Here is a 24,165-nt window from a genome sequence, read left to right as displayed (position 1 = left end):
CATGCGCATCCTGCTTGCCGAAGACGACCGGGCACTGGGGCAGGCGCTGGCCGACGGCCTGCGCCAGCTCGGCTATGCGGTGGACTGGATCATCGACGGCAACCAGGCCGCCGCCGCGCTGGCCGACACGACATACTCCGCCGCCGTGCTGGACTGGAACCTGCCGCGCAGCAGCGGCCCGGCGATCATCGCCGGCATGCGCCGCCGCCAGGACGCCACCCCGGTACTGCTGCTGACCGCCCGCGACGAGCTGGCCGATCGCGTCGCCGGGCTGGATGCGGGTGCCGACGACTACGTGGTCAAGCCGGTGCACCTGGACGAACTCGCCGCGCGCCTGCGTGCGCTGCTGCGCCGCGCCGACGGCCAGGTGGAACCGGCGATCCGCCTGGGCGCTCTCGAAGTCATCCCGGCCGCGCGCGCCGCCATGCTGGAAGGCACTGCGCTGGACCTCACCGCACGCGAATACCAGGTGCTGGAAACCCTGGTGCGCCACCCCGGCCGCGCCTACTCGCGCGACCAGCTGGAGGAGGCGCTGTACGGCTGGGACCAGGAAGTGGCCAGCAACGCGGTGGAAGTGCACATCCACCACCTGCGCCACAAGCTGGGGCCGGGCTGGATCCGCACCTTGCGCGGCATCGGCTACGCGATCAACCGGCCCGGCGGGGCGGCTGCATGATCCGCCCCTCGCTCAACCGGCGACTGGTGCTGCGGCTGCTGACCGGCATCGTGCTGGTGTGGTGTGTCGCCGCCGGCTGGCTGGGCTGGCGCAGCCTGCACGAGGTCGACGAGATCTTCGACCAGATGCTGGTGCGCACCGCCGCCAGCGTGTTCGCGGTGATGCCGGATGACGCCGCCCGCGTCGGAACGGTGCGCCTGCCGGACAAACCGCTGCTCGACTCGGACGACACCGCCCAGCGCCCGGCCATCGTGCTGCGCGACGCGCGCGGCGCGCTGCTGGTGGAAAGCGCCGAACTGCCGCCGCTGCGCTTCGACCCGGGCGACGCGCACTTCCATTCGATCGTGCACGACGACCGACGCTGGCGGGTATTCCAGCGCTGGGATGCGCAGCATCGGTACTGGGTCCAGGTCGGCGCGCCGCTGGACGAACGCGACGAACTGCTGCGCAAGCTGCTGGCGCCCGCGTTGCTGGCCTTGCTCGCGCTGCTGGTGCTGGTGCCGCCGATCGTGTTCGCCGGCTTGCGCAGCGGGCTGAAGCCGCTGCGCAAGTTGGCGCGCGGCCTCTCCGCCGGCGCCGATCCGGCCGCCGCCTCACTCACCGATGCGCGGGTGCCGGTCGAGCTGGCACCGTTCACCGAAGCGATCGACCAACTGGTCGACCGCCTGCAGCTCAGCCTGGAACACGAACGCCGCTTCACCGCCGACGCCGCGCACGAACTGCGCCACCCGCTGGCGGCGCTGCGGCTGGAGCTGGACCTGGCCGGACGCGGCGACGATGCGCCCGGGCGCGCGCAGCATCTGCAGCGCGCGCATGAGGCACTGGATCGCATGCAGCGGCTGGTGGCCCAGCTGCTGATGCTGGCCCGAGTCGAGAAACTGGCCGAGCTGGACGACGCCGGCCCCTTGCGCCTGGTCAGCGTGGCCGAAGCGGCCCTGCGCGACGCCAGCGAGCGCGCGTCGGCGCGTTCCATCGAGCTGTCGCTGGACCATGACGGCAACGACTTCGTGCTGGGCAGCCGCAGCCTGCTCGACATCCTGGTGCAGAACCTGCTCGACAACGCGCTGCGCCACGCGCCCGACCGTGGCCAGGTGAACCTGCGCGTCGGCGGCCGCGACCAGCAGGTGACGCTGGAGGTGAACGACAACGGCAGCGGCTTCGCGGACGCTGCCGTGGCGCGGCTGGGCGAGCGCTTCCACCGCCCCGAGGGCAGCGTCGGCGAAGGCAGCGGACTGGGCCTGTCGATCGCCCGGGCGATTGCCCACCTGCACCACGGCGAGCTGGTCTTCGGCCGTTCCCCGCTGGGCGGCGCGCAGGTCAGTTTCAGCCTGCCGCGCGTGGCGGGTGCCGCGCCGCATGTACCCGGTTACGCCTGAACCGGCGGAACACTCCTCGGCTGTCCGTGGCGAGACACCGGCTTCTCGACGCCGCCATCCCCGGTGTTCCTGCGCTCGGTCATGGGTGCTTCCGCTGAGGTGGTGGCTGCAGAGCAGCCGCTCAGGGGCTTGGTGCCCAGTGTGGTTCGAGTCGGCCAAGCGACACGGCATGCGGCAATCTGCTGCATCGGCATTCACGGTGGGCAATGTACATACTCCTGATACGCCGGGCCTTCAGCCCGCCGGGGAGACTGTCGATGGCGATCAACCTGGATGGTTCGCCGGCCGATGCCGGCTCGTTGCGGGGTGTCGATGCCTGGTGGCGTGCGGCGAACTACCTCTCGGTCGGGCAGATTTACCTGCGCGCGAATCCGCTGCTGCGCGAGCCGCTGGCGCCGGCGCACATCAAGCGCATGTTGCTCGGCCACTGGGGCACCACGCCGGGGCAGAACTTCATCTACGCGCACCTGAACCGGGTGATCAGGCAGCACGATCTGGACATGCTCTACCTCTCCGGGCCGGGCCATGGCGGGCCTGCCGTCGTGGCCAATGCCTACCTCGACGGCACCTACAGCGAGGTCTATCCGCAGATCGGTCGGGATGAGGCCGGGTTGCAGCGGCTGTTCAAGCAGTTCTCGTTCCCCGGCGGGATCGCCAGCCATGCCTCGCCGGAATGCCCCGGATCGATGCACGAGGGCGGCGAACTCGGCTACTCGCTCAGCCACGCGTTCGGCGCGGCATTCGACAACCCCGGCTTGATCGCCGCCTGTGTCGTGGGTGATGGCGAGGCGGAAACCGGGCCGCTGGCCACGGCGTGGCACTCGAACAAGTTCCTCGACCCGGTGGGCGATGGCGCGGTGCTGCCGATCCTGCATCTGAACGGCTACAAGATCGCCAATCCCACCGTGCTGGCACGCATCGGCCATGAGGAACTGGAGCAGCTGTTGCGCGGCTACGGCTGGACGCCGCATTTCGTGGTGGGCAGCGAACCGGCGGCCATGCACCAGGCGATGGCCGCGACGCTGGATGCCGTGGTGGAGCAGATCCGCCAGATCCAGCGCGACGCCCGCGAAGGCGGCGTCACCACCCGGCCGCGCTGGCCGATGATCGTGCTCGGTTCGCCCAAGGGCTGGACCGGCCCGGCCGTGGTCGATGGACGGCCAAACGAAGGTACCTTCCGCGCCCATCAGGTGCCGTTGTCGATTTCGTCGACCAGTCCACCGGAACATCTGGCGCAGCTCGAGGCGTGGTTGCGCAGTTATCGGCCGGAAGAACTGTTCGACGAGGGCGGCCGCTTTCGGGCGGAGTGGGCTGCGCTGGCACCGACGGGGGCGCGTCGCATGAGCGCGAACCCGCACAGCAACGGTGGCCTGCTGTTGCGCGACCTGCGCATGCCGGACTTCCGCGACTACGCCGTCGACGTGCCGAGCCCCGGTGTGCCCGCCATCGGTGACACGCGGGTGCTCGGGCCGTTCCTGCGCGACGTGATCCGGCTGAACGCCGACCAGCGCAACTTCCGCCTGTTCGGGCCGGACGAGACGCTGTCCAACGGCCTGGGCGCGGCGTTCGAAGTCACCGACCGGCAGTGGCAGGCCACCACCGTGCCTGGCGACGAGTTTCTCGCCGCGAGCGGGCGGGTGGTGGAGATGCTCAGCGAACACCAGTGCGAGGGCTGGCTGGAAGGCTATCTGCTGACCGGACGACATGGCCTGTTCAACTGCTACGAGGCGTTCATCCATATCGTCGATGCGATGTTCAACCAGCACGCGAAGTGGTTGAAGATGACCGCGGCGATTCCGTGGCGGCGCAAGATCGCCTCGCTGAATTACCTGCTGGCGTCGCATGTGTGGCGGCAGGACCACAACGGTTTCACCCACCAGGATCCGGGTTTCATCGACCACGTGATCAACAAGAAGGCCAGCATCGTGCGGGTGTACCTGCCGCCGGATGCGAACTGCCTGCTGTCGGTGATGGACCATTGCCTGCGCAGCCGGCACTACGTCAACGTGGTGGTGGCCGGCAAGCATCCGGCGCCGCAATGGCTGGCGATGGAAGCGGCGGCGAGCCATTGCAGCCAGGGCATCGGCCTGTGGCCGTGGGCCAGCAGCGATCAGCACGGTGAACCGGACGTGGTGATGGCCTGTGCCGGTGACGTGCCCACGCTGGAAACGCTGGCCGCGGTGTCGATCCTGCGCCGTTACCTGCCGGAGCTGAAGGTGCGCGTGGTCAACGTGGTCGACCTGATGAAACTGCAATCGCCCAGCGAACACCCGCATGGCCTGGACGATGACGACTTCGACCAGTTGTTCACCCGCGACACACCGGTGATCTTCGCCTTCCACGGCTACCCGACACTGATCCACCGCCTGACCTACCGCCGCGCCAACCACGGCAACCTGCATGTGCACGGCTACCAGGAGGAGGGCACCATCACCACCGCGTTCGACATGACGGTGCTCAACCAGCTCGACCGTTTCCATCTGGTGATCGACGTGATCAACCGCGTGCCGCGAGCGGGCGAGCGCGGCATCTACCTCAAGCAGAAGCTGCTGGACAAGCTGGTCGAGCACAAGCGGTATATCGACGAGAACGGCGAGGACCTGCCGGAGATCCGCAACTGGGCGTGGAGCGCGGAGAACGCAGGGATGCTGGCGTAAGGCAGTGCCGCGCTTCAGCAGCGAATGATGGTGGCGGCAGCGCTGGCGGCCACCCATTCCTCGTTGGTGGGTTCCACCACCACACGCACCTTGCTGGACGCGCTGGAGATCACGGGTGCGTGGGCGGCATTCGCCGAAGGGTCCAGCTCGACGCCGAGGAAACCCAGGCCGGCGCAGATGCGTTCGCGGATCGCCGCGTTGTGCTCGCCGACGCCGGCGGTGAACGCCAGCATGTCCAGGCCGTTCAGTGCCGCCGCCAGCGCGCCCACTTCGCGCACCGCGCTGCGCACGTACAGGTCCAGCGCTTCGCGTGCGCGTGCGTCGGCCTCATGCTGCAACAACACGCGCGGATCGGAGGAGATGCCGGAAACGCCGAGCAGGCCGGACTCGTGGTACAGCATCCGCGCCACCTGTTCGAGCGACAGTTTGCGGATCTCCATCAGGTAGATCACCGCGCCGGGGTCCAGCGCGCCGCAACGCGTGCCCATCATCAATCCATCCAGTGCGGAGAAGCCCATGGTGGTGGCGACACTGCGCAGATCCTGCATCGCGCACAGGCTGGCGCCGCTGCCCAGGTGCGCCACGATCGTGCGGCCGCGCGCGGCCATGCCGTAGCGCTCGCCCAGCGCCCGCGCCATGTAGGCATATGACAGGCCGTGGAAGCCGTAGCGCCGCAAGCCCTGCTGCCAGGCCGAGCGTGGCAGCGGCAGCATTTTTTCCACGGTGGGCATGCTCTGGTGGAAGGCGGTGTCGAAGCAGGCGACCTGCGGCAGCTGCGGCTGTTCATCCAGCAGCGCGGCGATCGCTTCCAGCGCAAAGGGTTGATGCAACGGCGCCAGCGGGACGTAGCTCTTCAGGTCGGCCAGCACCTCGGCGTCGACCCGCGTCGGCTCGAAATACTTGCTGCCGCCATGCACGACACGATGAGCGACCGCCACGATCCGGCTATCTTCCAGGCGATCCACGATGCGTTGGCGCAGCAACGTCAGGGCCGAGTGGTACGGCTGCCCGGCGTCCAGTGTCAGCGGCTCGACAGCGGCGTCGATCGCGCTGAACACCGGCGTGGCACCGGTGATGCCCTCGATCGCGCCGCTCCAGTGTGGCGTGCGCGACAGCGGCGCGTGGCTGGCATCGAACAGCGCGAACTTGATGCTGGAGGAGCCGCAGTTGAGCACCAGGATCAGGGGGTGGCCGGCAGCGTCGGTCATGGCGGCGAGCCCTGGTAATGATGGGCGATCAGCACGGCCAGCGCGCAGGAGGCGATGCGCGATTCGCGCGAGTCGGCGCGGCTGGTCAGCACGATCGGTACACGCGCGCCCACCACCACCGCCGCGCTGGTCGCGCCGCCGAGGTATTCCAGTTGCTTGGCCAGCATGTTGCCGCTTTCCAGGTCGGGCACCAGCAGGATGTCGGCGCGACCTGCCACGTCCGAGGCGATGCCCTTGATCTTCGCGGCGGCGGCGGAGATCGCGTTGTCGAAGGCCAGTGGCCCGTCCAGGATCGCGCCGGTGATCTGGCCGCGATCGGCCATCTTGCACAGGGCGGCCGCGTCCAGCGTGGCCTGCATGCGCGGGTTGATCGTCTCCACCGCGGCCAGGATAGCCGCGCGCGGCGTGGCCACGCCCAGGATGTGGGCCAGGTCGACCGCGTTGCGCGCGATGTCGGCCTTGTCCTCCAGCGTCGGCGCAATGTTGATCGCGCCATCGGTGATGATGAACGGGCGGGGGTAGGCCGGCGTGTTCATCAGGTAGCAATGCGAGATGCGCCGCGCCGTGCGCAGGCCGGAGGTGGCGGCAATCACCGCGGTCATCAGTTCGTCGGTATGCAGGCTGCCTTTCATCAACGTGTCGACGTGCCCGCTGGCAGCCAGCGCTACCGCCCGGGCCGCCGCCGCGTGGCTGTGGGGCACGTCGTCGATGGGTACGTCGGCCAGGTCGAGCGCGCCGTCTTTCGCGACCTGCTCAAGCTTGTGGCGTGGCGCCACCAGTACCGGCTCGATCAATCCGCAGCGCCAGGCATCAAGCGCGGCGGCAAGGCTGGTGGCGTCGCAGGGATGGACCACCGCCATGCGGATGGCGCCCAGCTGCCGGACGCGCTCCAGCAGCGGTTGTCCGACGGTAGTGTGGGCGGGCGTCGAAGTCATGGCGTGGCCTCCGCTGGGCCGGCGTGAGGTGGGGTTCGGGCCGGCCGGCGAGGTTGAAGATCGCCTGTGGCGCGGTCGCGGGTCAATGCGCCACAAACGTGCGCGGCCGGGTACGTGTCGTACGGCGCAGCAGTTCCAGCCACAGGATGGCGGCCAGCAGCATGCCGGTGCTGGCGAGCAACAGGGGGGCGTTGGGCAGGGCTAGGCCCATCACGTCGCGCAAGAACGGTACGCCGATCACGGTGAGGAGCATCGCCGCCACGGCGCCGAACATCCGCAGCAGCCAGGGGTTCTTCGCTGGATGGCGGGCCAGCACGGGATGGGACAGGTCGCGGTTGGCCAGGGTCAGCAGGAACAGCCCCGCGATCAGCGCGATGAACACCGCGCTGCGGCTCTGTGCAGCGTCAAGGCCGTAGCCGGGCAGCAAGCCGTAGCCGAGCAGCAGGATGCCGGCAAAGCCCAGTCCCTGGATCACCGCGTAGCGCAGGTTGGCGGCGGCGAACGGGGATTCCGACACAGCGCGCGGCGGCCGGCGCATGATGTCGTCATCGGCCGGCTCGGCTTCGAACACGATCGAGCAGGCCGGGTCGATCAGGAGTTCCAGCAGCACGATGTGCACCGGCATCAGCAGCACCGGCCAGTGCAGCAGGGTCGGCACCAGCGCCAGCGCGATGATCGGCATGTGCACGGCAAACACGAAGCGGGTGGCCTTGGTGATGTTGGCGTAGATGCGCCGGCCCTGGCGGATCGCGCGGACGATGCTGGCGAAGCTGTCGTCCAGCAGCACCAGCGCGGCCGCCTCGCGCGCCACGTCGGTGCCGCGTTCGCCCATCGCGATGCCGACGTCGGCGGCCTTCAGCGCGGGCGCGTCGTTGACGCCGTCGCCGGTCATCGCCACCACCTCGCCGCCTTCGCGCAGCAGTTGCACCAGGCGCAGTTTCTGCTCGGGCTTGAGCCGTGCACACAGGTCGACGTGATGCAGGCGTTCCCGCAACGCGGCGTCGTCCAGCGCGGCCATTCCCGCCCCGGTGATGACTTCGGCGCGCTCGCTCAGTCCCACCTCGCGCGCGATCGCGCGCGCGGTGGCCGGGTGGTCGCCGGTCATCATGATGATGCGAATGCCGGCGCTGCGGCATTCGGCGATTGCCGCCGGCACTTCCGGACGCGGCGGGTCGACGAAGCCGAGCAGGCCGAGGAAGCGGAAGTCGAAATCGTGCTGGCTGCGCGGCCACGCCTCGCCCTGCCATTCGCCGCGGGCCACGCCGAGCACGCGCAGGCCGCGCTCGGCCATCGCCTCGACCTGGCGCAGGATCGCGGCGGCGGCATCCGCGTCCAGGTGGCACAGGTCGATCACCGCTTCGGGCGCGCCCTTGGTGGCCAGCAGGTGTGTGTCGCGGGCGTCGCCGCGGAACACGTGGGTCATCGCCAGGATCTCCGGCGACAGCGCGTATTCGAATTCCGGCGCCCACTCGGCGTGCACGTGTTCGGTGTCGGTGAGCCAGCGCAGGCCGAACTGCTGGATCGCCTTTTCCATCGGGTCGAACGGATCGGCCGGGGTGGCCAGCATGGCGAACTCGACCAGCGTGTGGAACGGTTCGGGCAAGTCGTCGGCGCCGGCGTCGCGGAAGGTGTCGCCGATCAGATCCAGTTCGGCCACTTGCATGCGGTTCTGGGTCAGCGTGCCGGTCTTGTCCACCGCCAGCACCGAGATCGCACCCAGCGCTTCCACCGCGGGCACCCGCCGGGTCAGCACCTTGTGCCGGGAGATCCGCCACGCGCCCAGCGCGAGGAACACGGTGAGGATCACCGGGATTTCTTCCGGCAGGATCGCCATGGTCAGCGCGATGCCGGCGAGCACGCTCTCCAGCAGGCCGTGTCCGTCCCACAGCCAGCCGAGCAGGGTGTACGCCGTGGCTAGCAGCAGGCCGCCGACGGTGAGGTTGCGGATCAGCCGGCGCGACGCCCGCTGCAGGCCGGACACCGGTTCGGCCGTATCGGCCAGCGCCTGGCCGATGCGCCCGACCGCGGTGGCGCCGGCGATCGCGCGGACCTCGGCGACGCCCACGCCCTTGGTCGCCACCGTGCTGGCGAACAGCTGGCCGGTGTCCGCGCCGGGGAGTTTGGTGACCGGCACCGCCTCGCCGGTGAGCAGCGATTCGTTGACGTCGAGATGCCCGTCCAGCAACACCGCATCGGCGGCGATGCGGTCGCCCTCGTGCAGCACCAGCAAATCGCCAACCACCACCTCGCGGCCGGGAATGCGCACTTCCTCGCCGCCGCGGATCACCAGCGCGCGCGGCGCGGACAGTTCGCGCAGCGATTCCAGCGCGCGCTGGGTCTTGCGCTCCTGCGCCAGGGTGATGCCGATCACGACGAACACGAACGAGAGCAGGAACGCTGCCTCGGCACGATCGCCCAGCGCCAGGTAGAGTCCGCCGGCGACTAGCAGCATCAGGAACATCGGTTCGGTCAGCACGCCGCCGATGATCGTGAGCATGCTGCGGGGTGCGCTGCCCGGCAGCAGGTTCGGACCGTGCGCGGCCAGCCGGCGCGCCGCCTCGGCCAGGTCGAGGCCGCGGTGCGCCGGTGATATTCCCTTCGCCTTCATGCCGCGGTCTGCGGGCCGTCGCTCAGCGGCAGACCAGCACCGGCACGTCGCCGTTGAGGATCACCTTGTGCGTCTCGCTGCCCAGCAACAAGCGGTCGAAACCGCGCCAGCCGTGCGAGGCCATCACGATCAGGTCGCACTGCTGCTTGCGCGCGGCGCCGACGATGGCCGAGTAGGGCCGTGCGTCGGTCTCGTGGCTGCCCTCGCAGGGAACTCCGGCGGCCTGTGCGCGCCGGCTCACGTCGGCCAGGTACTTCTCGGCGTTGGCGATGGCCTCGCTGGTATAGGTCGGCTCGTTGGCCTGGATGATTTCCGCGAAGTAGATGGAGGCGGGGAACGGCGCGATCACGTGGAAGGCGTACACGCTGGCGCCCAGCCGGGCGGCCAGCTCGATGCCGGTATCGACGGCGCGCAGGGACAGTTCGGAACCGTCGACAGGCAGCAGGATGCGCTTGAACATGGCGAACTTCTCATGGGTTGTGGAAGGTCAGCGGCAGGTGTGGCCGCCATCGATGCCCCGCCGCTGCCGGCCACGAACTTCGATTCGTCGGACGCCAGGCAGATCACGTGCCACGCGGTCTCCTCGGGGGTCGGAAGACAGCATGTGCGCATCCGCTGAATGGGGTATTGACCGGGATCAAGTGGGCGCCGAGTGCGCCCAGGGTCAGTTCAGATGGGTGCAGGTGGCGATCTGCGCTGCACTGGCCGGCGCGCCGCGAACCCGGCCGGCGTTGGAAACCACGACCGTGAGCGCCTCGCTGGCGTGCGCCGGCTGACAGAACAGCAGGGTGATGTTGCTGCCACCGGCGGTGCCATCCGGGTGGAAGCGGACGATGTGGCGGCCATTGCTGCTCTGGATCAGCAGCTTTCCGCGATGGCCGCTGCCGACACGCAGGGGGTGCCCGTCCGGCTGGTCGTCGCCATTGCTGTCGTGCCCGACCAGCCAGCCCTCGTCCCAGCGGGTTTCGCCGCTGCAGTTGCCGCCATTCCGGGTGGGGCAGAACAGCGAGCGCCTGCCGCTCATCACGGCTGCCTGGCGCGTGCGCTGCAGGGCGCTGATGAAATCCATCTGGGCAACCCGCAGTTCGTTGCGGCCGAGCAGGCGATGCAGGGATGGCGTGGCCACGCTGGCCAGGATGCCGATGATGGCGAACACCATGATCTGCTCGATCAGGGTGAAGCCGGTTTGCCCATGCCATGGCCTGCTGTTCCCGGGTATCGTCACGGCGTCGCCTCCTGCGTGGACCGGACGTCCATGCTATGGCGCGGGTGTTTCCCCTCCAGTGGCCGGGCAGCCTTTGGTCCGTCGGCTTCTGGTGACACTCCCTGTCAGCAGGCCCGATTTAAAATGGCGTACCGCGCCCACATCTGTAGCCGATGACTGATCGTTTCCAACTTGTCGCTCCCTACCAGCCCGCCGGCGACCAGCCGCAGGCGATCACGCGTCTGGCCGACGGTTTCGAGGCCGGCCTGGCCGCGCAGACCCTGTTGGGCGTCACCGGTTCGGGCAAGACCTACACCATTGCCAACGTGATCGAACGGGTGCAGCGCCCGACCATCGTGATGGCGCCGAACAAGACGCTGGCGGCGCAGTTGTACGGCGAGTTCAGGGAATTCTTTCCGCACAACGCGGTGGAATACTTCGTCAGCTATTACGACTACTACCAGCCGGAAGCCTACGTGGTGGCGTCGGACACCTTCATCGAGAAGGATGCCTCGATCAACGAGCACATCGAGCAGATGCGGCTGTCGGCGACCAAGGCACTGCTGTCGCGGCGCGATTCGATCATCGTGGCCACGGTGTCGGCGATCTACGGCCTGGGCAATCCGGAGGACTACCTCAGCCTGCGCCTGATCCTGGCCACCGGCGAGCGCATCGACCAGCGCAAGCTGATCCACCAGCTGACCGAGCTGCAGTACACCCGCAACGAGACGGAGCTGCGCCGCGGCACCTATCGCGTGCGCGGCGAGATCATCGACGTGTTCCCGGCCGAATCGGAAACCGAGGCACTGCGCATCGAGCTGTTCGACGGCGAAGTGGAGAAGATGGCACTGTTCGACCCGCTCACCGGGGAAACCATCCGCAAGGTGCAGCGCTACACCGTCTACCCCCGCACGCACTACGCCAGCACCCGCGAGAGCGTGCTGAACGCGATCGAGACGATCAAGGTCGAACTGAAGGAACGGCTGGAATATCTGTACAGGGAAAACAAGCTGGTCGAAGCGCAGCGGCTGGAGCAGCGCACCCGCTTCGACCTGGAGATGATGGCCGAGGTCGGTTACTGCCAGGGCATCGAGAACTACTCGCGCCACCTGACCCGCCGCGCGCCGGGGGAACCGCCACCCACGCTGTTCGACTACCTGCCGGCCGACGGCCTGCTGGTGGTCGACGAGTCCCACGTCACCGTGCCGCAGTTGGGCGCGATGTACAAGGGCGACCGCTCGCGCAAGGAAACCCTGGTCGAGTTCGGCTTCCGGCTGCCCTCGGCGATGGACAACCGGCCGCTGCGCTTCGAGGAATGGGAGGAGCGCGTGCCGCGGGCGATCTATGTCTCCGCCACGCCGCGCGACTACGAACTGCAGAAGTCCGGCGACGCGGTGACCGAGCTGGTGGTACGTCCCACCGGCCTGGTCGATCCCGAAGTGGAGGTGCGCCCGGTGCGCACCCAGGTCGACGACCTGCTCAGCGAGGCGCACAAGCGCATCGCCATGGGTGACCGCGTGCTGGTCACCACGCTGACCAAGCGCATGGCCGAGAACCTCACCGAGTACCTGGCCGAGCACGACGTGAAGGTGCGCTACCTGCATTCGGACATCGAGACGGTCGAGCGCAGCGAGATCATCCGCGACCTGCGCCTGGGCGAGTTCGACGTGCTGGTCGGCATCAACCTGCTGCGCGAAGGCCTGGACATGCCCGAGGTGTCGCTGGTGGCCGTGCTCGATGCGGACAAGGAGGGCTTCCTGCGTTCCACCGGCTCGCTGATCCAGACCATCGGCCGCGCCGCCCGCAACGTGCGCGGCAAGGCGATCCTGTATGCCGACAACGTCACCCGCTCGATGCAGGCCGCGATGGACGAAACCGCCCGCCGTCGCGAAAAGCAGCTGGCGTACAACGAAACGCACGGGATAACGCCAAAGACCGTGGTGCGGCGCATCGCCGACATCATGGAAGGGGCGCGCAGCGATGCCGGCAACCGCCGTGGCGGCAAGTCATCGTCCCGCAGTCAGGCTGCCGTGGCCGAGCGGGCTGCCGATTACGCAGGCATGAGTTCGCAGCAGGCCTCGGCACTGCTGAAAAAGCTGGAGACGCAGATGTACAAGCACGCGCAGAACCTGGAGTTCGAGGATGCCGCCCGTTTGCGCGACCAGATCCATCAATTGCGCGAGCAAGCGCTGCGTTGAGCCCGGGAAACCCGTTGCCGGCGGGATATTGTCGATCGCCTTCGGCTCCCGTATACTGCGCGGCTCGCGTGGCAGGTCAGGCGCGATACGGGCGGTTAGCTCAGCGGTAGAGCACTACCTTGACATGGTAGGGGTCACAAGTTCGATCCTTGTACCGCCCACCAATTGAAATCCAGAAGCGGCGCGATCCCCAGGGGTCGCGCCGCTTCTGTTTTCGGTCATCGGAATCGGCATTCTGACGATCGCGGCATGGCAGGCGTGCGCATCCCGATGCCGAACTGGACTCCGTTTGGCCGATTCGCCGATTTTCCTGCAATGGGAGATTCAGTGAATCGACTTGCCAGCGACGCGCCGCTTTCGGCCGGGCTGGCCGGCTCCTTTCCCCCTGTGCATGGGTATTCAGGGCGGGGCGAAAACCTACAGGATCTCGCGCCCTGCGATGCTTCTCAATCACATGATGCAGCAGCAATTGTCGTGTCGTGGATGTCATCCGGCACAGGCCGGTTGTTAGTTTGTTGTCATTACCGTCGGCAACCTCAAATTCAGCTTGCAGACAGGCGATTGCAGATGTACGTTATCGGGCGAACCAGTCTGGTTCAGGATTGAAGCGAAGCGCAGAAAACTGCCGTTTCGCGATAGCAGATTCAGGGGCCTCCGGGTATCACGGACTGTGCTGACAAGTGCAGCATGTCGGTGACGATGGTTGTACGGGGGCTGCAAGACACTTCATTGCTGCGATTCGGCAGCTGCTGCGTTCGTCCGGAGGGGACGGACGTGGGCATGAGGTGGAAAGATCAGGGCGGGGCAAGCAAGGAGCCCCGTCGAGCCTGTCCGACGCATGGAATGAAGGGGGTGGACGATCACGCTTGCGAACCATCTGGTGATATCGGGTCTGATCCGGAGACTGTGCCGGGATCCCCGCCGTGTGCCCAAGGGCGCCGGAGCCTGCAGTTCGCAGTGTTTCGAAATTGCGCAATTCCAATTGATGCAACGTCCGGCTGATTGAACGGGTCCGGCTGTGTAGCGCATGTGCGCTTGCAGCTTTCGGAATGTCGGGCAGCGGCAATGATGGGCATCAATGCAAAACCGGCAGTTCTCCGTCGCGGTCATTTCGCGATGCGGGAAGGTCGGCCCACCGATGTAGGGTTTTTTGCGGCACGCGCACACAGGTACCGCACCGAATTGATCGTTCCGTTCGAACTGCAAGAGCATTTACCGGGAGACAAGGCATGGCCAAGCAAAGCAGTCAGAAGTTCATCGCGCGCAACCGTGCGCCGCGCGTGCAGATCGAATACGACGTCGAGGTCTACGGCGCGCAGAAGAAGGTCCAGGTTCCGTTCGTGATGGGCGTGATGTCGGATCTCTCCGGTGCGAACGCTGGCGAACTGCCCTCGATCGAGGACCGCAAGGCGCTGGAGATCGATGTCGACAACTTCGACAACCGGTTGCAGTCGATGAAGCCCCGGGTGACGTTTGCCGTTCCCAACACCCTGACCGGCGAAGGCAACCTCGCGGTCGACATCACGTTCGAGAGCATGGACGACTTTTCGCCGGCGGCGGTGGCCCGCAAGGTCGGCGCCGTGGCCAAGCTGCTCGAGGCGCGTACCCAGCTTGCCAACCTCGACACCTACATGGACGGCAAGGCCGGCGCAGAGAACCTGATCGCCCAGGCATTGAAGGACCCGGCGCTGCTGCAGTCGCTGGCTTCAGCGCCGAAGCCGTCCGACGACAACAACAAAGACGGGGAGTAAGCACGCATGGCAACCGAGAAACTAGCCGAACAGGGTGGCGCCACAGAGACTCTGGACGCCGGCGATTTTGCTGCGCTGCTTAACAAGGAATTCAAGCCCAAGAGCGACCGCGCCAAGGAAGAAGTGGAATCGGCCGTCCGCACCCTGGCCGAACAGGTGCTGAGCCGTTCCGACATCGTCTCGGACGACGTTGCGCAGACCATCAACGCCTACATCGCCGAGATCGATCGCAAGCTCAGCGAGCAGATCAACCTGATCATGCACCACGCCGATTTCCAGAAGCTGGAGAGCGCGTGGCGCGGCCTGCATCACCTGGTCAACAACACCGAAACGGATCAGCAGCTGAAGATCCGCGTGTTGAACATCTCCAAGAAGGACCTGGCCAAGACCCTGAAGCGCTACAAGGGCACGGCCTGGGACCAGAGCCCGATTTTCAAGAAGATGTACGAGGAAGAATACGGCCAGCTCGGTGGTGAACCCTACGGCTGTCTGGTGGGTGACTACTATTTCGACCACAGCCCGCCCGACGTCGAGCTGCTGAGCGGTATCGCGCAGGTCGCGGCGGCGGCGCATGCGCCGTTCATTTCCGCGGCGGCATCCACGCTGATGGGGATGGACAGCTGGAACGAACTGGCCAATCCGCGTGATCTGGCCAAGGTGTTTTCCACCCCGGACTACGCTGCGTGGCGTTCGCTGCGCGAGTCGGACGACGCCAAGTACATCGGTCTGACCATGCCGCGCACGCTCGCGCGCCTCCCGTATGGCTCCAAGACCGACCCCGTCGAGGAGTTCAATTTCGAAGAGGACACCAGTGGCGCCGACTCTTCCAAGTACACCTGGCAGAACGCGGCCTACTCGATGGCGGTGAACATCAACCGTTCGTTCAAGGAATATGGCTGGTGCTCGCGCATCCGCGGCATCGAGTCCGGTGGTGCGGTGGAAGGCCTGCCGGCACACACGTTCCCCACCGACGACGGCGGCGTGGACATGAAGTGCCCGACCGAAATCGCCATCACCGACCGCCGTTCGGCCGAACTGGACAAGATGGGCATGATGCCGCTGGTCCACCGGAAGAACTCGGACATGGCGGCGTTCATCAGCGCGCAGTCGCTGGCCAAGCCGGACGAGTACGACGATCCGGACGCGACCGCGAACGCGGCCCTCGGCGCACGTCTGCCGTACATGTTCGCCTGCTGCCGCTTCGCGCATTACCTGAAGTGCATCGTCCGGGACAAGATCGGTTCGTTCAAGGATCGTGACGCGATGGAGCGGTGGCTGGGGTCCTGGATCGGCCAGTACGTCGACGGTGACCCGGCCAACTCCAGCGAGGAAACCAAGGCGCGCAAGCCCCTGTCCGCGGCGGAAGTCATCGTGGAAGAAGTGGAGGGCGCACCGGGTTTCTACACTTCGAAGTTCTTCCTCAAGCCGCATTACCAGTTGGAAGGTTTGACGGTGTCCTTGCGGCTGGTTTCCCGCCTGCCGTCTGCGGCAAAGAGCTGACGCTCCTGCCAGATGTTCGTTTCATGGCTTCATGGCGCAAGTGGTTGCACGCAACATCGCCGGATCGTTGGTGAAGAGTAGAAGGCCAATCCGGTTCAATTGACCAAAACTGACAAGGAGAATTCTCATGGCATTAGACATGCATCTGGAGTTGAAGGGCGGTTCGGTCACCTTTACCGGTGAGTCGAAGCACAAGAAGCACGCTGGCAAGATTCAGCTCCTGGCCTGGTCGTGGGGCATGTCGCAGAGTGGCTCGTTCGGCCATGGCAGCGGCGGCGGCGCCGGCAAGGCCAACGTCCAGGACATCAGCATCACGAAGTATGTGGACAAGAGCTCGACGCAGTTCATGAAGGCCCTGACCACCGGCGCCCATTCCGATTCGGCCATCCTTTATGTGTCCAAGGCCGGCGGCACGCAGGATGACTACCTGAAAGTCACGCTCACCAGCGTGATGGTCACCAGCTACAGCACCGGTGGCTCGGGTGGTGAGGACATGCTGACCGAGAACATCTCGCTGGCGTTTGCCAAGTTCGAAGTCGCCTATTCCACCCAGGACGACAAGGGCAAGGTCAGCGAAGCCGGTACGGTCGCGTACAGCGTCGAAGAAGTCGCTTAAACCACGCGGTGCTCCCCGGCTTGCAACACAGCCGGGGTTGAACCCCGGAGCTTCCGCTCTGATCGTCCGCTCGGTGCACGCGCAGGCCTGGTCCAGAACCAGGCCGTGCGTGGTCTTGCGGATCTCGTGCGCGAGCGGCTCCGGGGCCAAGCATGGACAACGGGCCTGTCTGTGGACATGTCCACAGATACGCTTCCGAGAATGACATGACGCCCGAGAGCAAGCTCAAAGATGGTCGGCCTGACGAGGCACTGCAATTGCTCACTGCAGAAGTACGCAACAACCCGGCAGACGCCAAGCGCCGGGTTTTTTTATTCCAGTTGCTGGCCCTGCTCGGACAATGGGAGCGGGCACAGAACCAGTTGAACGTCTGCGGCGAGCTTGATCCGCTCAACGCCATGATGGTGGGCGCGTACTCCGAAGCATTGCGCGGCGAGCTGGTGCGCGCCGAGGTCTTTGCCGGCAGGCGCATGCCGGTGATCATCGGAGAACCGGAGCAATGGCTGGCGCTGCTGCTCCAGGCACTCAAGCTGGACGCCGAAGGTCAGCATGAGCAGGCCGCCGCCCTGCGTGAACAGGCTTTCGAGCAGGCGCCGGCAGTGGCCGGAAATATTGACGGAAATGCGTTCGAGTGGATCGCCGACGCGGACCCGCGTATCGGTCCCTGCCTGGAGATCATCGTCAACGGTGGCTATTCCTGGGTGCCGTTCTCGCGCCTGAGCGAACTGAAGTTCGAGGCGCCAAGCGATTTGCGCGACAAGATATGGGTGCCGACCCAGGTCACCTGGAGCAATGGCGGGAAAGCGATCGGTTTCATTCCGGGGCGTTATGCGGGCAGCGAGCTCACTGGGGATCCTGACCTCGTACTCGGCCGCCGAACCGACTGGATCGAGCAAGGCGAAGGACTGCATGTGGGCCTGGGCCAGCGCATGCTGGCCACCGATGCGGCAGAGTATTCGCTCTTCGACGCGCGCTTGATCGCGTTCGACGCCGCCTGAGCCGGGATGCATTGCCATGGCTGAATTGACCACCCAGGAAAGACTTCAGCCATCGCTGCTCGATCGCCTTACCGACGACGAACCGGGCAAGCTGGAAGAGAGCCGCGAGAAGCGGGTCATTTCGGCCACGCGGCTGCGTGACTGTGTCACGCGGGACATGTCGTGGCTGCTGAACTGCGTGAGCATGGATGCCGACAACGACCTGTCCGAATATCCCGAGGTGGCGCGCTCGGTACTCAATTTCGGCATCCCGGATCTGACCGGCATGGCCTTGTCCGGAATCAATCCGGACGTACTGCAGCGCCAGGTCAGGGATGCGATTCTCGCCTTTGAGCCCCGGCTCACGGCCAACACGCTTCGGGTCACGGCCACGGCCATGTCCAAGCGCATGGATCGACAGGCACTGGTCTTCAATATCGACTCGGAAATGTGGGCGCAGCCGATCCCGCTGAATCTCTACCTGAAGACCGAAGTCGATCTGGAAACAGGCAACTTCAAGGTATCGGAAGGCTTCGGCTGATTGACCATGGACCCACGACTGCTGCGGTACTACAACCGGGAACTGCAACACGTCCGCGAGATGGGCGGCGAGTTTGCGCGCGAATACCCGAAGATCGCCGGGCGCCTTGGCCTGGAAGGCTTCGAGTGCGCCGACCCTTATGTCGAGCGTCTGCTCGAGGGTTTCGCCTTCCTCGCCGCGCGCGTGCAGCTCAAGCTGGACGCGCAATACCCGGTGTTCACCCAGCACCTGCTGGAAATGATCTACCCGCATTATCTGGCGCCCGTGCCGTCCATGGCCGTGGTCCAGATGCAACCGGATCTGAAAGAGAGCGGCCTGCTCGCCGGCCATACGGTGGCCCGGCACACGGCGTTGCGCAGTCTTGCCGGCAAGGATGACCGCACGACCTGCGAGTATCGCACTGCGCACGACGTCACCCTGTGGCCGCTGGAACTGATCGAGGCGAAGTATTTCGAGACACCTGCGGCCATCGCCGCGGCGGGCGTGGCCTTGCCCGCAGGCAAGACGGTGCGTGCCGGCCTTCGGCTCAAGCTTCGCGTCACGGCGGGCGCCCAGGCCAACATGCTGGCACTGGACAAGTTGCCGGTGTTCATCGCCGGCGCGGACGAGTTGCCCAAGCGTCTTTACGAACAACTGCTGGGCAATGCGGTCTGTTACATGGTGCGGGCCATGGGGGCCAGTGGCGAGATCAGCCAGACACATGACGCCAGTGCCATTCATCGGCGTGGTTTCGACGATGACGAGGCGCTCATTCCGTACAGTGGCCGCTCCTTCAGCGGCTACCGGCTGTTGCAGGAATACTTTGCCTGTCCCGAACGCTTCCTGTTCGCCGAATTCACCGGGCTGAAGTCGCTGTTGAGCCGCTCCAGGGGCAACGAGTTCGAGATCGTCGTGCTGTTCGACCGCAGCGTGGCGAGCCTGCACAACGCCATCGACCTCAACAACTTCCGTCTGTTCTGCACGCCCGCCATCAATCTGTTTCCCCGCCGGGCCGATCGCATCCACCTGCAGCAGGGCAAGGCCGAGTACCACATCCTGGCCGATCGCACGCGGCCGATGGATTTCGAGATCCACAGCATCGGCAACGTCGAGGGCTTCGGTGACCGGCAGGAACCGGAGCAGCGCTTCCTGCCCTTCTATGGTTGCGACGAACGCACCTGGCACAGCCAGCATTCGGCCTACTACACGATACGCCGCGAGCCACGACTGGTGTCCTCGCGACAGAAGCGGCAGGGTGCGCGTTCCAGCTACATCGGCAACGAGATGTTCATCGCGCTGGTCGACTCCAGCGAGGCACCGTACTCGACCGAGCTGCGCCAGATCGGCATGCAGCTGATGTGCACCAACCGCGACCTGCCGCTGCAGATGCCGGTGGGCAAGTCCAAGACCGACTTCACCCTGGAGACCGGTGCGCCTGTCGAATCCATCCGTTGTGTTGCCGGGCCCACCAAGCCACGTGCCCCGGTGGCCACGGGCGAGACAGCGTGGCGGCTGCTCAGCCATCTGCAGCTGAATTACGTATCGCTGCTGGAGAACAACGCCGGCGAAGGCGCCTCGGCCCTGCGCGAGATGCTGACGCTCTATTGCGACGAGTTCGACTCCAGTGCGCTGCGGCAGGTCGAGGGCGTGAAGGCGGTGAGCTCGCAGCCGATCGTGCGGCGTATTCCGGTGCAGGGGCCGATCACTTTCGGTCGTGGCCTGGAGATCACGCTTACCTGTGACGACGGTGCCTTCGAAGGCACCGGCGCCTTCCTTCTTGGCGCGGTGATGCAGCAGTTCTTTGCGCGCTACGTGTCCATCAATTCCTTCACTGAAACAGTCCTGCGTACTTTGGAACGCAATGAGGTCGCTCGATGGCCGGCTCGGCTCGGAACACGGCAGACGTTGTAGCGCTGGAGAACGCGCTGCGCGATCGTCCGGAGGACTTCGAGTTTTTCGAAGCGATCCGGCGGCTTGAGTGTGCCCATCCCGAGCGGCCCAGGCTGGGGCATTCGGCCAAGGCCGCCGAGGATTTCGTGCGCCTGTGCCAGACGCCGTCGCTGGCGTTCGCACCCAGGACGGTCGATCGCTACCAGCCGGGTGGTGGTGGCCGTCCGGCGCGCATGCATGGCCTCTTCTTCGGCCTGTTCGGCCCGAATGCACCGCTGCCGCTGCATCTCACCGAATACGCCATGGACCGCGAGCTGAACTCGCGGGATCGCACATTCTCCGCCTTCGCGGACATCTTCCATCACCGGATGATGAGCCTGTTCTACCGTACCTGGGCCGACTCGCAGCCCACCGTGCATCTGGATCGGCCGGATGAAGACCGGTTCCGCCTGTACATGGGCGCCCTGGTCGGCCTGGCCACGCCCAATCTCGAGGGGCGCGATGCGCTGCCGGACCAGTTCAAGCGCTTCTTCGCCGGGCGGTTACTGCAGCAGGCACGCAATGCCGAAGGGCTGAAAGGCCTGCTCGAACGCTTCTTCCGCATTCCGGTGGGGATTGTCGAGTTTGTCGCCGAGTGGATGCGTCTGCCCCCGGAGTCCCACCTGCGCCTTGGTGCCTCGGGCGAGGTGGCGGCGCTGGGACTGACCACGGTCACCGGCCAGTACGTATGGGGCAGTCAGCAGCGGTTCCGCCTGCGGTTGGGGCCGCTGAGCCGGGCCGAGTTCAACAATTTCCTGCCGGGGGGCGAGGCGCTGAAACAGCTCGTGGCCGCGGTGAAGACCTATGTCGGCGAAGAAAAGGCCTGGGACGTGCAACTGGTCCTGAAAAGGGACGAGGTGCCTGCAACCCGGTTGGGACAGGGTGGCCGCATGGGGCTGACGACGTGGATGGGGCAGGTGCACCGGGACGATGACGCCGACCAGGTCGTCCTGAAGCCGGTGGGCTGACCAGGCAGGGCGAAGACAGTTCATTACACGATCGCGCCGCCCGAACGGCGCGGGCAGATACCAGTTCGACATCGCAAGAAGTCCGCTGAACGACAACTACTGCAAAGGAACGATGATCATGGCCGAAATCAGTCGCGGCGCCCTGTTCGGAAAGCTCAACAAGCTTGCTTTTCGCGGCATCGAAAGCGCTACCGTGTTCTGCAAACTGCGCGGCAATCCCTACGTGGAACTGGTGCACTGGATTCACCAGATCCTGCAACTGCAGGATTCGGACCTGCATCGCATCGTCAAGCAGTTCAACCTCAACCCGTCAAACCTGGCGCGTGACATCACCGATGCGCTGGATCGACTGCCGCGTGGTTCGTCGTCCATCTCTGACCTGTCGAGCAACGTCGAGGAAGCAGTCGAGCGCGCCTGGGTATTCGCCACCCTGATGTTCGGCGAAGCTCAGGTACGCACCGGCTACCTGATCGTCGGCTGCATGCGCACGCGCAACCTGCGCAATGCCCTGGTGAACATCTCGGCCGAATTCGACAAGATCAAGCCCGAGGCCCTGGTCGAGAAATTTGCCGAGGTGATCGGCGGTTCACCCGAAGACGGCTTGAGCGCCAACGACGGTTTCAAGATGGGCGGGGGCTCGGCGCCGGGCGAAGCCAGCGGTGCGATGTCGCCGGCGCAGATGGGCAAGCAGGAAGCGCTGGCGCAGTTCACCATCGACCTCACCGCGCAGGCGCGCGACGGCAAGATGGACCCGATCGTCGGTCGCGACGACGAGATCCGCCAGCTGGTCGACATCCTGATGCGCCGCCGCCAGAACAACCCGATGCTGGTCGGCGAGGCCGGTGTCGGCAAGACTGCGGTGATCGAAGGCTTCGCCATGCGCATCGCCATCGGCGACGTGCCGCCGCCGCTGAAGGACGTGCAACTGCGTGTGCTCGACGTGGGCCTGCTGCAGGCTGGCGCCAGCATGAAGGGCGAGTTCGAGAATCGCCTGAAGCAGGTCATCGAGGAAGTGCAGTCCTCGACCAGGCCGATCATCCTGTTCATCGACGAGGCGCACACCCTGGTCGGCGCCGGCGGCGCGGCCGGCACCGGTGATGCGGCGAACCTGCTCAAGCCCGCGCTGGCACGCGGCAACCTGCGCACGATCGGCGCCACCACCTGGGCCGAGTACAAGAAGCACATCGAGAAGGATCCGGCGCTGACCCGTCGCTTCCAGACCGTGCAGATCGACGAACCCAGCGAGGAGAAGGCGATCCTGATGATGCGCGGCGTCGCCAGCGTGATGGAGAAGCACCACAAGGTGCAGATCCTCGACGAGGCGCTGGAAGCCGCGGTGAAGCTGTCGCACCGCTACATACCCGCGCGCCAGTTGCCGGACAAGTCGGTCAGCCTGCTCGACACTGCGTGCGCCCGTGTGGCGATCAGCCAGCATGCGGTGCCGGCCGAGGTGGACGACACCCGCAAGCGCATCCAGGCGCTGGAAACCGAGCTTGGCATCATCGCCCGCGAGAAGAACGTCGGCGTGAACGTGACCGCCCGCGAGGACAGCGCCAACGAAAAGCTGGCGACGCAGAAGGCGCGGCTGGAAACGCTGGAAGCGAACTGGGTCAAGGAAAAGGATCTGGTCGACAGGATCCTCGACATCCGCTCGAAGTTGCGTGGTTCTTCCGCGCCGGTCGAAGGCACCGGCAGTGCGCTGGAAGAGTCGGCCAACCAGGTGGCCGACGCCAAGGAAACGCCCGCTGGCGAAGCCGCCCTTGCCGGTGACGACCGTGCGACCGCGCTGAAGGAACTGCAGGACCTGCAGGGCCAACTGGCCGAACTGCAGGGCGAACATCCGCTGATCCTGGCCTCGGTCGATCAGCAGGCCGTGGGTTCGGTGGTGTCGGACTGGACCGGCATTCCGGTCGGTCGCATGGTCAAGAGCGAACTCGAGACCGTGATGAACCTGGCCAGCCTGATGGGTGCCCGCGTGATCGGCCAGGATCACGCGATGGAGATGATCGCCAAGCGCATCCAGACCTCGCGTGCCGGCCTGGTCGATCCGAACAAGCCGATCGGCGTGTTCATGCTGGCCGGCACCTCCGGCGTCGGCAAGACCGAGACCGCGCTCGCCCTGGCCGAGGCACTGTACGGCGGCGAGCAGAACATCATCACCATCAACATGAGCGAGTTCCAAGAAGCGCACACCGTCTCGACCCTCAAGGGCGCGCCCCCCGGCTATGTCGGCTACGGCGAAGGCGGCGTGCTTACCGAGGCGGTGCGACGCAAGCCGTATTCGGTGGTGCTGCTGGACGAAGTGGAGAAAGCCCACCCCGACGTCCACGAGATCTTCTTCCAGGTCTTCGACAAGGGCGTGATGGAAGACGGCGAAGGCCGCTCGATCGACTTCAAGAACACCCTGATCCTGCTCACCACCAATGCCGGCACCGAGATGATCGCCGGCCTGTGCAAGGACCCCGAGCTGATGCCCGATCACGAGGGCATGGCCAAGGCATTGCGCGAGCCGCTGCTGAAGATCTTCCCGCCCGCGCTGTTGGGCCGTCTGGTGACGATTCCGTACTACCCGCTCAGTCCCGAGATGCTGGGCAAGATCGTCAAGCTGCAGATCAACCGCATCAAGAAGCGCGTCGAGGCCCGCTACAAGATCCCGTTCGAATACAGCGAAGACGTGGTGAAGCTGGTGGTCGAACGCTGCACCGAGACCGAATCTGGCGGGCGCATGATCGACGCCATCCTGACCAACTCGATGCTGCCGGACATCTCGCGCGCGTTCCTCACCAGGATGATTGCCGGGGAGGAGGTGGCGAAGGTGCAGGTGGGGGTGACGGACGGAGAGTTTTCGTACGCTTTCGGGTGACCGTCGGGCAAACGGCAGGTGATTGCCTTCCTGAAAGGACGAAGCGCGAAATCGCTGCAAGTCGACCGGACGTCTTCGCAGCGCGCGCTCCCCTTCACATCAGGGCAGTTGCGTGAGCCCGGAAACTCGGAGGATGACCGTCACCGCGCCAGGCTTGATCTGGCGCGGGCTTGCTGCGG

At 65.9% G+C, this 24,165-nt stretch carries 17 protein-coding genes, 1 tRNA gene and 1 pseudogene; 14 read left to right on the top strand and 5 right to left on the bottom strand.

The window, feature by feature from the left end; all coding sequences use genetic code 11:
- The first annotated feature begins 1 nt into the window (after window position 1).
- The 3 genes from I6J77_RS12400 (at window position 2) to I6J77_RS12390 (ending at window position 4,709) form a co-directional block, all read left to right on the top strand.
- A complete protein-coding gene (locus I6J77_RS12400; RefSeq protein ID WP_204109231.1) occupies window positions 2–676 on the top strand; it encodes a response regulator transcription factor in 675 nt (224 codons plus the stop codon).
- Window positions 673–2,052, top strand: a complete 1,380-nt coding sequence (locus I6J77_RS12395) for an ATP-binding protein (RefSeq protein ID WP_204109230.1) — start codon at window positions 673–675, stop codon at window positions 2,050–2,052. Before I6J77_RS12400 ends, I6J77_RS12395 begins: the two co-directional genes overlap by 4 nt.
- Window positions 2,053–2,309: 257 nt before the next feature.
- A complete protein-coding gene (locus tag I6J77_RS12390; protein WP_204109229.1) occupies window positions 2,310–4,709 on the top strand; it encodes a phosphoketolase in 2,400 nt (799 codons plus the stop codon).
- A 14-nt stretch (window positions 4,710–4,723) separates the two neighbouring features.
- Here the strand turns inward: I6J77_RS12390 and I6J77_RS12385 are convergent, their stop codons facing one another.
- The 5 genes and pseudogenes from I6J77_RS12385 to I6J77_RS12365 form a co-directional block, all read right to left on the bottom strand.
- A complete protein-coding gene (locus I6J77_RS12385; protein ID WP_204109228.1) occupies window positions 4,724–5,917 on the bottom strand; it encodes an acetate/propionate family kinase in 1,194 nt (397 codons plus the stop codon).
- A pseudogene (locus I6J77_RS12380) lies at window positions 5,914–6,783 on the bottom strand (bifunctional enoyl-CoA hydratase/phosphate acetyltransferase); the annotation flags it as partial. The pseudogene I6J77_RS12380 and the gene I6J77_RS12385, both read right to left, overlap by 4 nt.
- 151 nt (window positions 6,784–6,934) lie before the next feature.
- Window positions 6,935–9,460 carry a cation-translocating P-type ATPase gene (locus tag I6J77_RS12375; RefSeq protein ID WP_204109226.1) on the bottom strand — a complete coding sequence of 842 codons (2,526 nt, stop codon included), beginning with the start codon at window positions 9,458–9,460 and terminating at the stop codon, window positions 6,935–6,937.
- Window positions 9,461–9,482: 22 nt separating this feature from the next.
- On the bottom strand, window positions 9,483–9,920 hold the full coding sequence (locus I6J77_RS12370) for a universal stress protein (protein ID WP_056717146.1): 438 nt from the start codon (window positions 9,918–9,920) through the stop codon (window positions 9,483–9,485).
- A gap of 204 nt (window positions 9,921–10,124) precedes the next feature.
- Entirely contained in the window at window positions 10,125–10,685 is a 561-nt protein-coding gene (locus tag I6J77_RS12365; RefSeq protein ID WP_204109225.1) for a GspH/FimT family pseudopilin, read from the bottom strand.
- 152 nt (window positions 10,686–10,837) lie between these two features.
- Here I6J77_RS12365 and uvrB point away from each other — a divergent pair, with 152 nt between their 5' ends.
- The 11 genes from uvrB (at window position 10,838) to tssH (ending at window position 23,986) form a co-directional block, all read left to right on the top strand.
- Window positions 10,838–12,862 carry an excinuclease ABC subunit UvrB gene (gene uvrB, locus I6J77_RS12360; protein ID WP_204109224.1) on the top strand — a complete coding sequence of 675 codons (2,025 nt, stop codon included), beginning with the start codon at window positions 10,838–10,840 and terminating at the stop codon, window positions 12,860–12,862.
- 89 nt (window positions 12,863–12,951) lie between these two features.
- Window positions 12,952–13,026, top strand: a tRNA-Val gene (locus I6J77_RS12355).
- Window positions 13,027–13,111: 85 nt separating this feature from the next.
- Entirely contained in the window at window positions 13,112–13,468 is a 357-nt protein-coding gene (locus tag I6J77_RS12350; RefSeq protein ID WP_204109223.1) for a hypothetical protein, read from the top strand.
- Between the two features lie 623 nt (window positions 13,469–14,091).
- A complete protein-coding gene (gene tssB, locus I6J77_RS12345; protein ID WP_007807831.1) occupies window positions 14,092–14,613 on the top strand; it encodes a type VI secretion system contractile sheath small subunit in 522 nt (173 codons plus the stop codon).
- 6 nt (window positions 14,614–14,619) lie between these two features.
- Window positions 14,620–16,113, top strand: coding sequence for a type VI secretion system contractile sheath large subunit (gene tssC, locus I6J77_RS12340; RefSeq protein WP_007807833.1), 1,494 nt, complete (start codon window positions 14,620–14,622; stop codon window positions 16,111–16,113).
- 127 nt (window positions 16,114–16,240) lie between these two features.
- Window positions 16,241–16,729: a type VI secretion system tube protein Hcp gene (locus I6J77_RS12335; RefSeq protein ID WP_040673222.1), complete on the top strand. Its 489-nt coding sequence runs from the start codon at window positions 16,241–16,243 to the stop codon at window positions 16,727–16,729.
- 206 nt (window positions 16,730–16,935) lie between these two features.
- The gene (locus tag I6J77_RS12330; protein ID WP_204109222.1) at window positions 16,936–17,727 is read left to right on the top strand and encodes a type VI secretion system accessory protein TagJ; all 792 of its coding nucleotides are present in this window, start codon (window positions 16,936–16,938) and stop codon (window positions 17,725–17,727) included.
- Window positions 17,728–17,743: 16 nt separating this feature from the next.
- A complete protein-coding gene (tssE, locus tag I6J77_RS12325; protein ID WP_056717151.1) occupies window positions 17,744–18,247 on the top strand; it encodes a type VI secretion system baseplate subunit TssE in 504 nt (167 codons plus the stop codon).
- Window positions 18,248–18,253: 6 nt separating this feature from the next.
- Window positions 18,254–20,137 (top strand): type VI secretion system baseplate subunit TssF, encoded by a 1,884-nt coding sequence (tssF, locus tag I6J77_RS12320; protein ID WP_056717171.1) that lies wholly within the window; start codon window positions 18,254–18,256, stop codon window positions 20,135–20,137.
- Window positions 20,101–21,123: a type VI secretion system baseplate subunit TssG gene (tssG, locus tag I6J77_RS12315; RefSeq protein ID WP_204109221.1), complete on the top strand. Its 1,023-nt coding sequence runs from the start codon at window positions 20,101–20,103 to the stop codon at window positions 21,121–21,123. Before tssF ends, tssG begins: the two co-directional genes overlap by 37 nt.
- 118 nt (window positions 21,124–21,241) lie before the next feature.
- Window positions 21,242–23,986: a type VI secretion system ATPase TssH gene (gene tssH / locus I6J77_RS12310; RefSeq protein ID WP_204109220.1), complete on the top strand. Its 2,745-nt coding sequence runs from the start codon at window positions 21,242–21,244 to the stop codon at window positions 23,984–23,986.
- The last annotated feature ends 179 nt before the right edge of the window (window positions 23,987–24,165 follow it).

Origin of the sequence: Rhodanobacter sp. FDAARGOS 1247, from assembly GCF_016889805.1 — a bacterium.
In the GTDB taxonomy this organism is placed as follows: domain Bacteria; phylum Pseudomonadota; class Gammaproteobacteria; order Xanthomonadales; family Rhodanobacteraceae; genus Rhodanobacter.
This window is presented reverse-complemented; position numbering and strand designations above follow the sequence as displayed.